The following is a 14,074-nucleotide window of genomic DNA, read 5'->3' as shown; positions in this document are numbered from 1 at the left end:
GGTTCGTGGGAGGGCGTCCGGTGCCCCCCCCCCGGCGTCTCGTCGTCGTTCACGCCTTCAGGGTGTCCTTCCGGTAGAGCAGGGCCGCGCCGCCCGTGAAGAGGAGGAAGTAGGCGCAGAGGACGGCGACGTCCTTGCCGTGCGGCGCACCACCCATTTCGATCGCCTGACCGAGAGAAGCGTACGCGTGCGTGGGCAGCCACTCGGAGATGTTCCGGAGCCACTGCGGGAAGACCGCGCTGGGCATCCACAGGCCGCCGAGGATGGAGAGCCCGAAGTAGATGATCATGGTGAGCGGGCGGACCGCGTCCCCGCTCGCGAGGTAGCCGATGGCGACCCCGAGCGCGGCGAAGACCAGCGAACCGGCCCAGATGACCCCGGTCAGCGCGAACCACTGCCAGGTCTCCAGCCGTACGTTCTTGACGGCGGCACCGACCAGGAAGACCACCACGATGCAGGGCAGGGTGACCACCGCGGCACTGGCGATCTTCGCCAGGACGTAGCCGCGGCTGGGCAGTGCGGTGAGCCGGAGCTGGCGGACCCAGCCCTTCTCGCGTTCCTTGGCGATGCGTTCGCTGTTGCCCATGAGGACGGCGGTCAGCGCGCCGAAGGAGGCCATCGAGACCATGAAGAAGGCCTGGAAGGTGAGGTCGGTGTGCGGGATCCGGTCGGTGGTGTTCCGGGTGCCGGAGATGAGGAGATAGATCACCGAGGGGTAGATGACCGAGAAGAACATGAACTTCTTGTTCCGCAGGGTGCGGGTGACTTCGAGCCTGATCAGCGTGTTCATGCGGTCCTGGCCTCCTCGGCCTCGGTGATGGCGACGAAGGCCTGTTCCAGGCCGAGTCCCGCGACTTCGAGTTCGCGCGGGCGGAGACCGAGCCCGTAGATGGCGTGGACGGTCGCGTCGGTGTCGTGCGACTGGATGCGGACCCGGTTGCCGGTGATGTCGAGTGCGGCGAGGAACGGCAGGCCGCGCAGGGCCGCTTCGTCGACCGGGTCCGCCAGCTCGAAGGAGATCCGGCGGGCCCCGGCCTTCGCCTTGATCTCGGCGGCGGTGCCGTCGGCGAGCAGCCGGCCCTTGTGGAGGACGAGCACGCGGTCGGCGATCGCGTCGGCCTCCTCCAGGTAGTGGGTGGCGAACAGGACGGTGCGGCCCTGCTCGGCCTGCTCGCGCATGGTGGCCCAGAACGCCTGGCGGGCGGTGACGTCCATGCCGGTGGTCGGCTCGTCGAGGACGATCAGGTCGTTGGCGCCCGCGGTGGCGAGCGCGAAACGGACGCGCTGTTCCTGGCCGCCGGAGAGCTTGTTGACCATCCGGTCGGCGATCTGCGCGATGCCGGCGCGGGACATCACCTCGCCCACCGAGTGGGGCCTGGGATGCAGGGAGCAGCCGAGACGGACCAGTTCCTCGACGGTGACGTCCTCCATCAGCCCGCCGGTCTGGAGCATCGCGCCGACCCGGCCCTCGGCGACGGCGGCCTGCGGGGTGGTGCCGAAGACCCGGACCGTGCCGGAGTCCGCGGTGCGCAGGCCGAGCAGCAGGTCCAGGGTGGAGGACTTCCCGGCACCGTTGGGGCCGAGGAGCGCGACGGTCTCCCCGGGGTGCAGTTCGAGGGTGAGCCCGTCGACGGCGCGTACCTCTCCGTACGCCTTGCTGACCTGGTCGAAGCGGACCGCGGGGGGCCTCGCCCCGGGGGCCTCGGCGGCTTTCGTCGTCATGCGTCCAGCGTGGCGGAGGGCGGGGCGGGTGCGGCAGGGTCGCCGGTCGTGGAAACGGGATGACAGATGTCATGCCAGGTGTGTGACCGCGCGGGGCGGTGTGGGGGCGGCGCCGTTACTGGTACTGGTACCGGTACCGGGTTTGGTGGGGCGGCGGCATCGCCGGTCCCGGTCCCGGTAACGGTAACGGTTCTGGTGGGGCGGCGGCATTACCGGTCCTGTCACCGGTCCCCGTAACGGCGCCGCCCCCGGCCGGTGGGTCCGGACGAGGGCGGGCGGGTGGTGCGGTTCGGTGCGTCGGGGGGTCAGCCGTTGCCGTCGAGGTCGATGACGGCGGTCCGCTCGGCGGTCGTCTTGCCGAGCAGCACGCCCTGCATGGCCGCCGCCACGTCGTCGGCGTTCAGCTGGTGCTTCTTGCCGTCGCCCTTGGTGATCATGACGCCGTCGAAGACGCTCCCGGACAGTTCGTCGATGGCCTTCTTGTTGTAGTGCGGGACCAGCTTCCCGTCCACCGGCACCATCGAGAGGATCTGCGGCAGCGACTTGAGGGGACCGAACTGGATCTCCCCCGGCCCCGCCTTGATCGTGACCACGTCGGACATCGCGGGCTTCGCGAACTCCTTCATCGCCCGGTCCAGTTCGGCCTGGCTGATGGTGGGCTCGCGCGTGGTGACGGGCAGCTCGACGACGTTCGACCGGCCGGTCTGCACCTGGGTGCGGTACGCGTCGCGGACCGAGATCATCGACTGGTCGACGTCCAGCGACTTGCCCGGCTTGCCGGGTACGGCGGTGACCTTGCCCGGCTCGAACTTGATCGTGCCGTCGCTGGCCGAGCCGGAGACGCCCGCCAGGTCCGTCAGCGCGACGCCGAGCTTCTCCTCGTCGACCGGGATCACCGGGTCGACCTTGCGCTTGTTGCCGAACAGGGAGCCGATGACGGAGACCGGGTTGTAGTCGCTGCCGGCCGCGGCGCGCACGGTCGCCTGGCTGTCCAGGGAGAGCCCCGCCTTGTCCGGCACGAGTTCGGTCTTCTTGCCGGCCACGGACAGCTGGAGCGGGGCCTGGGCGCGCTTGCCGAGGGCCGCTTCCAGCTTCGCGACGCCGTCGTCCTTCGTGCCGCCGCCGATGTCGACGCCGAGGACGGTGGTGCCCTTGGGGACCTCGGAGTGGTTCATCAGCAGCCCGGCGCCGTAGGCGACACCGACCAGGCCGACGACGCCCACGCCGAGGAGGACCAGCTTGGAGCGGCCCTTCTTCGCGGGCGCGGACGAGGACGACGAGGAAGCCGGTTCGGTCCGGGCGGGCGCGGCGGGGCCGCCGGGGCCGGCCGGGCCGGTGCCCATCGGGTCGCTCGGGCCGCCGGACACCGCGCCGGCGCGCTCGCCGAGGCCGGGCGGGGACGGGAACGGGGAGGCGGTCCGGTGCTCCGGCGGGACGACGGGGATGCCGCTGGTGAGCGTGTCACCGGAGACGTTGCCGTCGGGCCCGGCGGGGGCCGGGGCCGCGAACTGCGGCGTCAGCACCGCCGTGTCGTCCGACATCCGCGGCGGCACACCGCCCGCGCCGCCGGGGCCGGCCGGGCCGGAGCCGGGGCCCCCCGGGCCGTCGAGGTTCGGGGTGAGGGACGACGTGCCGGTGACCGGACCCGTGGTGGGACCGCCGGGCGGCTGGGTGCGCACGCCGAGGCTCGGCGTGGGACGCGGGCCGCCCGCGGAGGCGTCGTCGCCGCCGGGACCGGGTACGCCCCGGCCGCCCGTGGGCTGCGGACCGTCCGAGAAGTACGGCAGGTCGGGGCGGGGCGGGGTGGGCGCGGGGCCCCGGGGCGTTCCGCGCCGTTGGCCGGGGCGCCGCCGGAGGGGCCCCGAGCGGCGCGTTGCCCCCGAGGGTGCCGCCGCCACCGGCCGGGCCCTCGCCGAGGGCCGCGCTGCCGCCCGGCGTGCCGCCGCCGGAGGGCGCGGGCTTCGAGCCGTTCGTGAGGGGCTTGCGCGGGGCGAACCAGTCGCTGCCGCTCGTCTCCTTGGCCGGCTTCTCGGCGGCCGGTCCGGCCGTCGCGGAACCCGTCCGCGTCTCGGCTGCCGGAGCGGCGTCGGACGTGTCCGGGGTGCTGTCCGACACGGGCCGGGCGGGGCGCGGGATGCTGCCCGTGCGCTCGGCGCCCTCGGTGTCGGCGTCGCCCACGGGCGTACGCATGACGACGGGCGGGATGGGGCGCGACCCGGGAATGTTGATCCGGATCCGCGTCGTCAGCGTCGTCTCGGTCTTCGGCTCGTCGGACCGAGGAGGATCCGCAGGTTCCGGGGCCCCCTCCGGGGCTTCCTGCGAAGGGTGCAGCGACGGATACTGGCGGGATCCGTACGGCGGCGTCCCCGAAGGGTACGCGGCTCCTCCGCGCCCCTGGGGCCCGGAGGACGAACTGTCAGTTTCACGACTCAAAGCAGGTTCTCCCGATTGGCTCCGCCGCCCGTACTTCCCCCATGCCGCAGGCCTGGGGACGGCTCGGCGCGCGAACCACCATACTGGCCGCCACCGGCAGACACCCCGCGACCGGGGGAAACGGCCGGGTGGCCGCCGGAAGGACAGGGGACATCACGGGATCGGAGACGGCACATTACTTGCCAGGCCGGTCGCTGTCGGCACCCCGCAGAAGCGACCGCGACATGGTGGCACAGATCACAGCGACGACCATCCCGCCGAGCATGAAGAGGATCAGGCCCAGTTCGCCGCCGAAGACATAGTCGCCCTCCGGCCGCCCACCGAGCAGAACAACGATCGAAATCAGCCAGCCCGCGGCGGGTGCCAGGGCGCCGAGCTGGGTGTCGAAGACCCGGCGACCGCCGTAGAAGAGACCACCGGCGGCCAGCAGCGCGAGCAGCAGTCCGGCGGGGAACCAGGCGGCCTGGACGAGCGATCCGGCGATCCCCACGAGCGCACCGAGCAGGGCGAGACCCACGTAGGCGGCGATCCGGCCGGGGTTGACGGGGGCGGCCAGGCCGGTGGCCGCGACGTTCCCGGCGGGCGTCCGGGGGCGCGCCCCGCCCCGCTCCCCGCCGCTCATCGCTCCGCCTCCGGCAGGCCCGCGAACAGGTCGTCCTCCCGGGTGCCCCGGGGCGCCCCGTACGGGCCGCGCACCAACTCGTAGTACTCGGTGGTGAGGAGCGGCTGTCCGAGGCCGTTGGAGAGGGCGAAGAGGGAGCCGTCGACGGTGATCTGGGTGGCGTGGGCGCGCATCGCGGCGGCCTTCGCGGCGGCGTGGGCCGAGCCGTCGATCTCTGCGGCGATCCGGCAGTCGTCGGCCACGCCGGGCAGATCGCCGAGGGCGGCGACGCCGGGGAAGGGGAAGACGTCCGGCGCCATCTCCCGGAGGCGGGCGAGACCGTCCTGCGCGACGGTGCGCGGCACCCGGTTCCAGTAGATCTTGGCGATGGTGTGCGGGGCGTCGGGCCCGGCACGGTACGCGGGATCGGCGGCCAGGTCCGCGGCGCGCATCGCGACCCGGTGCGCCTGGATGTGGTCGGGGTGCCCGTAACCGCCGTCGGAGTCGTAGATGACGAGGACCTGCGGACGCACCTCGCGGATGATCTCCACCAGGTGTCCGGCTGCGTCGTCCACGTCGGCCGTCCAGAAGGCGCCGGGGCGGTGGTTCTGCTCGGCGCCCATCATTCCGGAGTCGCGGAAGCGGCCGGGGCCGCCGAGGATCCGGTGGTCGGTGACCCCCAGCTCCTTCATCGCCGCGGCGAGTTCGCCCTGCCGGTACGGGCCGAGGGCGTCGTCCCGGTCGGAGGCGAGATGGGCGAGGGCGGGCGGAATGACCTCGCCCTCCTCGCCGAGTGTGCAGGTCACCAGGGTGACCCGGGCGCCTTCGGCCGCGTACTTGGCCATGGTGGCGCCATTGTTGATCGACTCGTCGTCGGGGTGCGCGTGCACCAGGAGCAGACGCCGGGCGGGATGGTCCGTCATGGGGAACAGCCTACGAGCCGGGCGGACCGATCACCGCCCGCGCACCGTACACGCACCCACCGCGCACCCGCCGCACACCGGACCCGCACCGACGGAACACCGGTCGGTCACCCGCGATCCCTGGGCTGTGACCCGCGGCCTGTGATACGTGCCCCGCGACCCGTGACCCCCGGCCCGTGATCCGTGCCCCGGTCGACGGGACGGGGCTCGGAGGTCAGAGAACGGAGGTCAGAACTTGATGCCACCGATCATGCCCGCCACGTTCGTGGTCAGCTCCGAAATGGTGGGCGCGATCGACGAGCTGGCGAGATAGAAACCGAGCAGCGCGCAGACCACCGCATGTCCGCCCTTCAGTCCGGCTTTCCGGATCAGCAGGAAGACGACGATCGCCAGCAGCACCACCGCCGAAATCGAGAGTGCCACGGCGGTTCACCTCCATCAGTTCCATCAAAGGGGTCGGGACGGGCAGCACACACGGAGCCAGCAGGTTCATACCCACCGAGCGCTACGGATCATAACTATCCGTCCCAACGCATTGTTCGGAGCACGGCAGCACGAGGGGCGCACGACCGGGTGGTCAAAGACTAAGTTCGACCCATGACTTCGCAGAAGATCTCGTTCCCCCGCCAACACGCCCGAACGATGCGTTTCAGCCTCGGAGCGCCCCGCGCCTTCACCGTCTCCCCCGACGGGGAGCGGGTGATCTTCATCCGCTCGGAGTCGGGTACGGACCGGACGGGCCGGCTGTGGGTCCTGGACCTGCCGAAGGACGGGGCGCCGGGGGAACGCGTGGTCGCCGATCCCGTTGCCCTGCTGGGCGGTTCGCAGGAGCGGCTGTCGGCGCAGGAACGGGCCCGGCGCGAGCGCAGCCGCGAGGGGTCGTCGGGGATCGTCGGCTACGCGGTCGACGCAGCCGCCGAGTTGGCCGCCTTCGCCCTCTCCGGGAAGGTGTACGTCGCCGAACTGCGGGCGGGAACGGCCCGTGCGCTGCCGGTTCCGGGCCCGGTGATCGACCCGCGACCGTCCCCGGACGGACGACACGTCGCATACGTGTCCAAGGGTGAGCTGCGCGTCGTGGGGGCGGAGGGCGACGGGGACCGGGCGCTCGCCGAGCCGGACGGGGCGAACGTCACGTACGGCCTCGCGGAGTTCGTCGCGGCCGAGGAAATGCAGCGGTCCCGGGGCTTCTGGTGGTCGCCGCAGTCGGACCGGCTGCTGGTCGCCCGGGTCGACGACAGCCCCGTGCGGCGGTGGTGGATCTCCGACCCCGCGCACCCCGACCGCAGGCCCGCCGAGGTCGCCTACCCGGCGGCCGGGACGCCCAACGCCGAGGTGCGGCTCTTCGTGATGGGCCTGGACGGCACCCGTACCGAGGTGGTCTGGGACCGGGCCCGCCACCCCTACCTGGCACAGGTGCACTGGTCGTCGAACGGGGCGCCGCTGCTGCTCGTCCAGGCCCGTGACCAGCGCAGCCAGCTCTTCCTGGCGGTGGACACGGAGACCGGCGCGACGCGGACGGTGCACGTCGACGAGGATCCCGTATGGCTGGAAATCTTCCCCGGGGTGCCGGCCTGGGCCCCGGACGGGCGGCTCGTGCGGATCGCGGACGAGGGCGGGGCGCGGGTGCTCGCGGTGGGCGACCGGCCGCTGACCGGGGCGCAGTTGCAGCTCCGGGCGGTCCTGGACATCGGGGAGTCCGACGTCCTGGTGTCGGCGTCGGCCGGTGAGGAGGCCGCGGCGCCGGAGATCGGCGAGACCCATGTCTACCGGGTCAACGAACTGGGTGTGGAGCGGGTCTCCGAAGGGGCCGGGGTGCATTCGGCGGTGCGCGCGGGCGGGGTGACGGTCATGGTCTCCCACGTGCCCGGCCGGCCGGGCGCCCGCGCCGAGGTGTTCCGGGACGGCAAGTCGGTCGCCACGGTGGCGGACCGTTCCGAACGGCCGGTCATCTCCGCGCGGCCCCGCCTCACCGAGGGGGGCGCACGCCGGATTCCGTGCGCCGTGCTGCTCCCCGAGGGGTACGACGAGTCGGACGGCCCGCTTCCGGTCCTGATGGACCCGTACGGCGGCCCGCACGGCCGCCGGGTGCTCGCCGCCCACAATCCGCATCTGACCTCGCAGTGGTTCGCCGACCAGGGCTTCGCGGTGGTGGTCGCGGACGGCCGGGGCACGCCGGGGCGTTCGCCGGGCTGGGAGAAGGCCATCAAGGACGACATGGCCCACGTGGTGGTGAACGACCAGATCGAGGCGCTGCACGCGCTGGCCGAACGGTTCCCGCTGGACCTCGGCAAGGTGGCGATCCGCGGCTGGTCGTTCGGCGGCTACCTGGCGGCCCTGGCCGTGCTGCGCCGGCCCGACGTGTTCCACGCGGCGGTGGTGGGCGCGCCGGTGACCGACCAACGGCTGTACGACACCCACTACACCGAGCGCTACCTCGGCGACCCGGCGGAGCAGCCCGAGGTGTACGCGCGCAACTCGGTGATCACGGACGAGGGGCTCTCGGAGGCCGCCGACCAGGTGCGGCCGATGATGATCGTGCACGGTCTGGCGGACGACAACGTGGTGGTCGCGCACTCGCTCAGGCTCTCGTCGGCGCTGCTCTCGGCCGGGCGCCCGCACGAGGTGCTGCCGCTCAGCGGGGTGACGCACATGACGCCGCAGGAGCAGGTGGCGGAGAACCTGTTGCTGCTCCAGGTCGACTTCCTGAAGCGGTCGTTGGGCCTGGCCGGATAGGCCGACGGGCCATCGATACCCTTCCGCTTCCGCCCGGCCGGTGAGGCCGGGCGGAAGCAGAAGGGGCACGTCCGGGCAGCACGTCCGGGCAGCGGTTCCGTCACCAGCCGGGCGGCGTCGGGAACGGCGGGCCCGTCACCAGCCGGGCGGCGGCCGGGACGGCGGCGGCGGTCCGAAGACGTCGGGCCCCGGAGGGCCGTACCCCGGCGCGTAGCCCGGGTGGGGCGGGGCGGGGACGCCGACGGGGCCCGGCAGGGACATCGCCAGCAGCGCCACGGCGCCGACCGCCACCTCGAAGAACGAGGTCAGCACGATGAGTTGCTCCTCCACCGGCAGGCCGCCGAAGCGCTCCAGCAGCTCGTGGTGCACGGAACGGGCCACGCCCATCACTCCGGCGAACAGCAGCAGCGCGGCGGCGATCAGGCCGAACGGCCGCGCGTGCGCGGCCCGGGCCAGTGCGCTCACCGCCGCGAACAGGCAGAACAGCGCCAGGACCGCCGTGAACCAGCCGGGCGGCGGGTCGATCAGCCCGTGCAGGACCCGGTCCCCGCCGACGTACCAGTCGGGGTAGACGTCGAAGCGGGCGTCGGCGAACCGCACCGCCTGGCGGATCTCCCAGGCGACCACGACCGCCCCCGCCGCGCCGAGGGCCAGGAAGGCGATCACGCCCGCGCCCTGGCCGGGCCGGGCCGGGAGGCGTTCGGAGGGGTCGTACGGCGCCCTGCGGCCGGCCCCGGCGGTGATGATCAGCGCGATGCCCGCCGCGAGCGCCACGAAGGCGCTGAGCAGGGCGCGGGTGCGCAGGTCGTCGGTGAACCGGACGGTCGTCCCGTTCCCGCCGATGGTCCAGAGCCCGGGCAGCCGCACGGCGATCGTGACCGCCCCGGCCGCGACCAGCGCGGTGGCGGCCACCGACGAGCGCAGGGCGGCGACGGCTGCGGCGAGGTACACCAGGAACAGCACCATGTCGTAGGCCGAGGTGGCGGGCGGCGCCTCGAGCCGCGCGTCGTGGTAGCCGGCCCAATGGCGCCACAGTCGTGCCGGACCATCGACCGCTCCGACGTCCCGTACGATCCAGCCCGCCACGATCACCGCGAGCACCGCACAGAGAACGGCGCCGGTGACCCTTGCCCCCCGAGTGAGTATCACGCGAGCGATCCTCCACCGTCGCGGCTCGGTCGGACAAGGGGTTCGCCCGCGTGGTGCGCGAAGGGGCAACCGGCCGGGAGTCGTGAGGGCTCCCGGCCGGTCCACGGCACCCGCACGGCCGCGCCCCGGTCCTGCCGGCGGGTCCGTGCACCGGACGGGGACGGCCGGATCGCCCCGCCGTCCACGGGCCCGGGGTTCAGCGCGCCCGGCTGCTCCCGGCAGGCGGGGCCCCGCCGTCCCCGCCCTCGCCCGGGTCCTCGCCCCCGCCCTTCGCCACGCCCCCGCCCTCGCCCGGCTCCTCGCCCCCGCCCTCGTCCGGGTCCTCGCCCCCGCCCTGGCCCGGGTCCTCGCCCCCGCCCTTCGCCACGCCCCCGCCCTCGCCCGGCTCCTCGCCCCCGCCCCCTTCCCCGTCCGCCTCGTCCGTGGTGCCGTCCGAGGTCTCCTGCGGTCCCTCCGGCGGCACCACCTGCTTCTCCTCCGCGAAGTGGCAGGCGGAATCGTGCTCGGCCATGGTCCCCGTCAGCCGGAAGACGGCCGGGACCGCCAGCAGCGGCACCTCCAGTTCGCACCGCTCCTGCGCCTTCCAGCAGCGGGTGCGGAAGCGGCAGCCGGAGGGCGGATTGGCCGGCGAGGGGACGTCGCCGTGCAGGATGATCCGCTCCCGGTGCTCGCGGGCCGTCGGGTCCGGCACCGGGACGGCGGACAGCAGCGCCTGGGTGTACGGGTGCGTGGGGTGCTCGTAGATCTGCTCGTCGGAGCCGATCTCCACGATCCGGCCCAGGTACATCACCCCGACCCGGTCGGAGATGTGCCGGACGATCGACAGGTCGTGCGCGATGAAGACGTAACTCAGGCCGAACTCCGCCTGGAGCCGGTCCAGCAGGTTGACGACCTGGGCCTGGACGGAGACGTCGAGGGCGGAGACGGGTTCGTCGGCGACGATGATCTCGGGGTTCAGGGCCAGGCCGCGGGCGATGCCGATGCGCTGGCGCTGGCCCCCGGAGAACTGGTGCGGATAGCGGTTGATGTACTCCGGGTTGAGGCCGACGACGTCCAGCAGGTCCTGGACCTTCCTGCGGCGGTCGCCCTTCGGGGCCACCTCGGGGTGGATCTCGTACGGCTCCCCGATGATGTCGCCGACGGTCATGCGCGGGTTGAGGGAGGTGTACGGGTCCTGGAACACCATCTGGATGTTGCGGCGCACCGCCTTCAGGGCGCGCCCCGACAGCTTGGTGACGTCCTCGCCCTTGTACCTGATCGCGCCGGCCGTCGGCCGTTCCAGGTGCACCAGCATCTTGGCCACGGTCGACTTGCCGCAGCCGGACTCCCCCACGATGCCGAGCGTCTCGCCCGCGGCCAGGTCGAAGGAGACCCCGTCGACCGCCCTGACCGCGCCGATCTGCTTCTTGAACAGGATGCCCCGGGTCAGCGGGTAGTGCTTGACCAGGTCGCGGACCTCCAGGATCGGCTCGCCGGTCCTCGCGGCCGCCTCGCGCACCGTGCCGGTCGCCGAGTCGTCAGCGCGCATCGAGCGTCTCCTTCCAGAAGTAGCAGGCGCTCTCGCGGTGCTCGGCCACCTCGAACAGCGGCGGCACCTCGCCCCGGCAGATGTCCTGGGCCATCGGGCAGCGCGGGTGGAAGGCGCAGCCGGGCGGGATGTGCATCAGGTTGGGCGGCAGGCCCTTGATCGCGTACAGCTCCCGGCCCTTCTGGTCCAGGCGCGGGATCGACCGGAGCAGGCCCCTGGTGTACGGGTGGGCGGGTGCCCGGTAGATCTCGTGGACGGGGGCGGACTCGACGATCCGGCCCGCGTACATCACGGCGATCTTGTCGGCGACGTCCGCGACCACGCCCAGGTCGTGGGTGATCAGGATCAGACCCATGTTCAGCTCGCGCTGGAGCTCGGCGAGCAGGTCCATCACCTGGGCCTGGACGGTCACGTCGAGGGCGGTGGTGGGTTCGTCCGCGATGATCAGCGAGGGTTCCAGGGCCAGCGCCATCGCGATCATGATGCGCTGGCGCATGCCGCCGGAGAACTGGTGCGGGTAGTTCCCGACGCGTTCCTTCGCGGCCGGGATGCGGACCCGGTCCATCAGCTCGACGGCCTTCGCCCGGGAGTCCTTGCGGGACATCCCCCGGTGCACCTCGAACATCTCGCCGAGCTGCCGGCCCACGCTGAGCACGGGGTTGAGGGAGGAGAGCGCGTCCTGGAAGATCATGGCCATCTCCTGGCCGCGGATCCTCCGGCGCTCGTCCTTCTTCATCGTCAGCAGGTCGCGGTCCTTGAAGCGGATCTCGCCGCCGCTGATCCTCCCCGGGGGCATGTCGAGGATGCCCATGACGGCCTGCGCGGTGACGGACTTGCCGGAGCCGGACTCGCCGAGGACGGCCAGCGTCTCGCCCTCGGCCACCGAGTAGTCGACCCCGTTGACGGCCTTGACCACGCCGTCGCGGGTGTGGAACTCCACGTGCAGATCGCGCACTTCGAGCAACATGGCAGCGGGCTCCTCAGCGCAGCTTGGGGTCGAGGGCGTCGCGCACCGCGTCGCCGAGCATGATGAAGGCGAGCACGGTGACCGCCAGGGCTCCGGCGGGCCAGAGCAGCATGTGCGGGGCGTTGCGGATGTACTGGGACGCGGCGGAGATGTCGATGCCCCAGGAGACGGCCGGCGGTTTCAGGCCGACGCCGAGGAACGACAGGGTCGCCTCCAGCGAGATGTACGTACCGAGTGCGATGGTCGCGACGACGATCACCGGCGCGATGGCGTTGGGGGCGATGTGGCGCAGCATCATCCGGGTGTTGGAGGCGCCGAGCGCCCGGGCCGCCTGCACGTAGTCGTTCTGTTTGGCGGTGATCACGGAGCCGCGGCCGATGCGGGCGATCTGCGGCCAGCCCAGCAGCACGATGAAGCCGATCACCGGCCAGACGGTGGAGCTGGTGACCACGGAGAGGAAGACCAGGCCGCCGAGGACCACGGGGATGCCGAAGAAGACGTCGGTGATGCGGGAGAGGACCGAGTCCCACCAGCCGCCGAAGAAGCCGGCCAGACCGCCGAGCAGCCCGCCGAGCAGGGTGACGCCGAGGGTGGCGCAGACGCCCACGGTGACCGAGTTCCGGGCGCCGTAGACGGTGCGGGTGTAGACGTCGCAGCCCTGTCCGTCGAAGCCGAAGGGGTGGCCGGGCTGGGAGCCCTCCTGGGCCTTGCCCAGGTCGCAGTCGAGGGGGTCCTGGTCGGCGATCAGCGAGGGCCAGATCGAGATGATCACCAGGAAGAGGATGACCAGGGCGGAAATGATGAAGACCGGGTTGCGGCGCAGGTCCCGCCAGGCGTCGGACCACAGGCTGCGCGGTTTCCCGGCGGGGCCGGTGCCCTCGGGGCCGCCCGGGGTCTTCTCGAGGGTCGTGCCCTCCTCCAGGGCGAGGTCCATCACACCTCCCGCTCCGGCCGACGAGATCGCCTCGCCGGGTGTCTGCTCAGGCATAACGGATCCTGGGGTCGAGTACGGCGTACAGGAGGTCGACGATCAGGTTCGCCGCAAGGAAGACGAGGACCAGGATCGTGACGAAGCCGACGACGGTCTGGGAGTTCTGGCGCAGGATGCCCTGGTAGAGCTGGTAGCCGACGCCGTGGATGTTGAAGATCCGCTCCGTGACGATCGCCCCGCCCATCAGGGCGCCCACGTCGGTGCCGATGAAGGTGACGACCGGGATCAGCGAGTTGCGCAGCAGGTGCCGGACGACGACGCGGCGCCGGGGCAGGCCCTTGGCGACGGCGGTGCGGACGTAGTCCGCGCGGGCGTTCTCGGCGATCGAGGTGCGGGTGAGCCGGGTGACGTAGGCCAGGGAGACCGAGGCGAGGACGAGCCCGGGGACCAGCAGTTCGTTGAAGGGGGCCTCCGGCGAGACGGAGGGTTTGATGACACCCCACTGGACGCCCAGCAGGAGTTGCAGCAGCAGGCCGGTGACGAAGGTCGGTACGGAGATGACGACCAGGGTCAGGATGAGCACGGTGGTGTCGACGGGGCGGCCGCGGCGCAGTCCGGTGACGACACCGAGGGTGATGCCGATGACGATCTCGAAGACGATCGCCACGATGGTGAGCCGGATGGTGATGGGGAAGGCGGTGGCCATCAGCTCGGTGACCTTCTGCCCGTTGAACGCGGTGCCGAAGTCTCCGGTGAAGACATTGCCCATGTAGGTGAGGTATTGCTGCCACACGGGCTTGTCGAGGCCGAATTCCGCACGGAGCTGGGCTGCGGTCGCCGGGTCGCACTGGCGGTCGCCGCAGAGGCCCGCGACGGGGTCGCCCATCACGTTCACCATGAGGAAGATCAACAGCGTGGTGCCGAAGAAGACCGGGATCATCTGCAGCAGCCGCCGGATCACATAACGTCCCATGAAGGGCTCCGGGGGTCGCGGGGGGTCGGGGACTCGGGGCTGGGGAGTGACGCGTCGGGGGACGGTGGGGCCGGGTGTCCGGTGCGTCGCGCACACCGGAACACCCGGCCCCGA

General features: G+C 72.3%; 12 protein-coding genes. 1 reads left to right on the top strand and 11 read right to left on the bottom strand.

What is annotated here, in order from left to right; genetic code table 11:
* Window positions 1-49: 49 nt before the first annotated feature.
* From OCT49_RS23505 to OCT49_RS23480, 6 genes are all read right to left on the bottom strand, one after another.
* Window positions 50-790, bottom strand: coding sequence for an ABC transporter permease (locus OCT49_RS23505; protein WP_283853817.1), 741 nt, complete (start codon window positions 788-790; stop codon window positions 50-52).
* Window positions 787-1,722 carry an ABC transporter ATP-binding protein gene (locus OCT49_RS23500; protein WP_283853816.1) on the bottom strand — a complete coding sequence of 312 codons (936 nt, stop codon included), beginning with the start codon at window positions 1,720-1,722 and terminating at the stop codon, window positions 787-789. Before OCT49_RS23500 ends, OCT49_RS23505 begins: the two co-directional genes overlap by 4 nt.
* A gap of 305 nt (window positions 1,723-2,027) precedes the next feature.
* Window positions 2,028-3,401, bottom strand: coding sequence for a peptidoglycan binding domain-containing protein (locus OCT49_RS40145; RefSeq protein ID WP_502963408.1), 1,374 nt, complete (start codon window positions 3,399-3,401; stop codon window positions 2,028-2,030).
* A 929-nt stretch (window positions 3,402-4,330) separates the two neighbouring features.
* Window positions 4,331-4,777, bottom strand: a complete 447-nt coding sequence (locus tag OCT49_RS23490; protein ID WP_283853815.1) for a DUF6113 family protein — start codon at window positions 4,775-4,777, stop codon at window positions 4,331-4,333.
* The gene (mshB, locus tag OCT49_RS23485; RefSeq protein WP_283853814.1) at window positions 4,774-5,679 is read right to left on the bottom strand and encodes an N-acetyl-1-D-myo-inositol-2-amino-2-deoxy-alpha-D-glucopyranoside deacetylase; all 906 of its coding nucleotides are present in this window, start codon (window positions 5,677-5,679) and stop codon (window positions 4,774-4,776) included. Before mshB ends, OCT49_RS23490 begins: the two co-directional genes overlap by 4 nt.
* A gap of 228 nt (window positions 5,680-5,907) precedes the next feature.
* On the bottom strand, window positions 5,908-6,102 hold the full coding sequence (locus OCT49_RS23480) for a hypothetical protein (RefSeq protein ID WP_148839028.1): 195 nt from the start codon (window positions 6,100-6,102) through the stop codon (window positions 5,908-5,910).
* Window positions 6,103-6,276: 174 nt separating this feature from the next.
* Here OCT49_RS23480 and OCT49_RS23475 point away from each other — a divergent pair, with 174 nt between their 5' ends.
* Window positions 6,277-8,412 carry an alpha/beta fold hydrolase gene (locus tag OCT49_RS23475; RefSeq protein WP_283853813.1) on the top strand — a complete coding sequence of 712 codons (2,136 nt, stop codon included), beginning with the start codon at window positions 6,277-6,279 and terminating at the stop codon, window positions 8,410-8,412.
* Window positions 8,413-8,547: 135 nt separating this feature from the next.
* On the opposite strand, the gene OCT49_RS23470 is transcribed toward OCT49_RS23475, so the two are convergent.
* The 5 genes from OCT49_RS23470 to OCT49_RS23450 all read right to left on the bottom strand — a co-directional run bounded on the left by OCT49_RS23470 (window position 8,548) and on the right by OCT49_RS23450 (window position 13,960).
* Window positions 8,548-9,561, bottom strand: a complete 1,014-nt coding sequence (locus OCT49_RS23470) for a hypothetical protein (protein WP_283853812.1) — start codon at window positions 9,559-9,561, stop codon at window positions 8,548-8,550.
* Between the two features lie 196 nt (window positions 9,562-9,757).
* The gene (locus OCT49_RS23465; RefSeq protein WP_283853811.1) at window positions 9,758-11,089 is read right to left on the bottom strand and encodes an ABC transporter ATP-binding protein; all 1,332 of its coding nucleotides are present in this window, start codon (window positions 11,087-11,089) and stop codon (window positions 9,758-9,760) included.
* Entirely contained in the window at window positions 11,079-12,056 is a 978-nt protein-coding gene (locus OCT49_RS23460; RefSeq protein ID WP_283853810.1) for an ABC transporter ATP-binding protein, read from the bottom strand. Before OCT49_RS23460 ends, OCT49_RS23465 begins: the two co-directional genes overlap by 11 nt.
* A 13-nt stretch (window positions 12,057-12,069) precedes the next feature.
* Window positions 12,070-13,044, bottom strand: coding sequence for an ABC transporter permease (locus OCT49_RS23455; protein ID WP_283853809.1), 975 nt, complete (start codon window positions 13,042-13,044; stop codon window positions 12,070-12,072).
* A complete protein-coding gene (locus OCT49_RS23450; protein ID WP_283853808.1) occupies window positions 13,037-13,960 on the bottom strand; it encodes an ABC transporter permease in 924 nt (307 codons plus the stop codon). Before OCT49_RS23450 ends, OCT49_RS23455 begins: the two co-directional genes overlap by 8 nt.
* Window positions 13,961-14,074 lie beyond the last annotated feature (114 nt).

The organism is Streptomyces sp. ML-6, from assembly GCF_030116705.1.
In the GTDB taxonomy this organism is placed as follows: Bacteria; Actinomycetota; Actinomycetes; order Streptomycetales; family Streptomycetaceae; genus Streptomyces.
This window is presented reverse-complemented; position numbering and strand designations above follow the sequence as displayed.

What these genes read in the sequence shown, in the direction of transcription:
- OCT49_RS23455 (WP_283853809.1), bottom strand. Translation starts at nt 13,044, where the DNA reads ATGCCTGAGCAGACACCCGGCGAGGCGATCTCGTCGGCCGGAGCGGGA.
- OCT49_RS23465 (WP_283853811.1), bottom strand. Translation starts at nt 11,089, where the DNA reads ATGCGCGCTGACGACTCGGCGACCGGCACGGTGCGCGAGGCGGCCGCG.
- OCT49_RS23450 (WP_283853808.1), bottom strand. Translation starts at nt 13,960, where the DNA reads ATGGGACGTTATGTGATCCGGCGGCTGCTGCAGATGATCCCGGTCTTC.
- OCT49_RS23500 (WP_283853816.1), bottom strand. Translation starts at nt 1,722, where the DNA reads ATGACGACGAAAGCCGCCGAGGCCCCCGGGGCGAGGCCCCCCGCGGTC.
- OCT49_RS23475 (WP_283853813.1), top strand. Translation starts at nt 6,277, where the DNA reads ATGACTTCGCAGAAGATCTCGTTCCCCCGCCAACACGCCCGAACGATG.
- OCT49_RS23490 (WP_283853815.1), bottom strand. Translation starts at nt 4,777, where the DNA reads ATGAGCGGCGGGGAGCGGGGCGGGGCGCGCCCCCGGACGCCCGCCGGG.
- OCT49_RS23505 (WP_283853817.1), bottom strand. Translation starts at nt 790, where the DNA reads ATGAACACGCTGATCAGGCTCGAAGTCACCCGCACCCTGCGGAACAAG.
- mshB (WP_283853814.1), bottom strand. Translation starts at nt 5,679, where the DNA reads ATGACGGACCATCCCGCCCGGCGTCTGCTCCTGGTGCACGCGCACCCC.
- OCT49_RS23460 (WP_283853810.1), bottom strand. Translation starts at nt 12,056, where the DNA reads ATGTTGCTCGAAGTGCGCGATCTGCACGTGGAGTTCCACACCCGCGAC.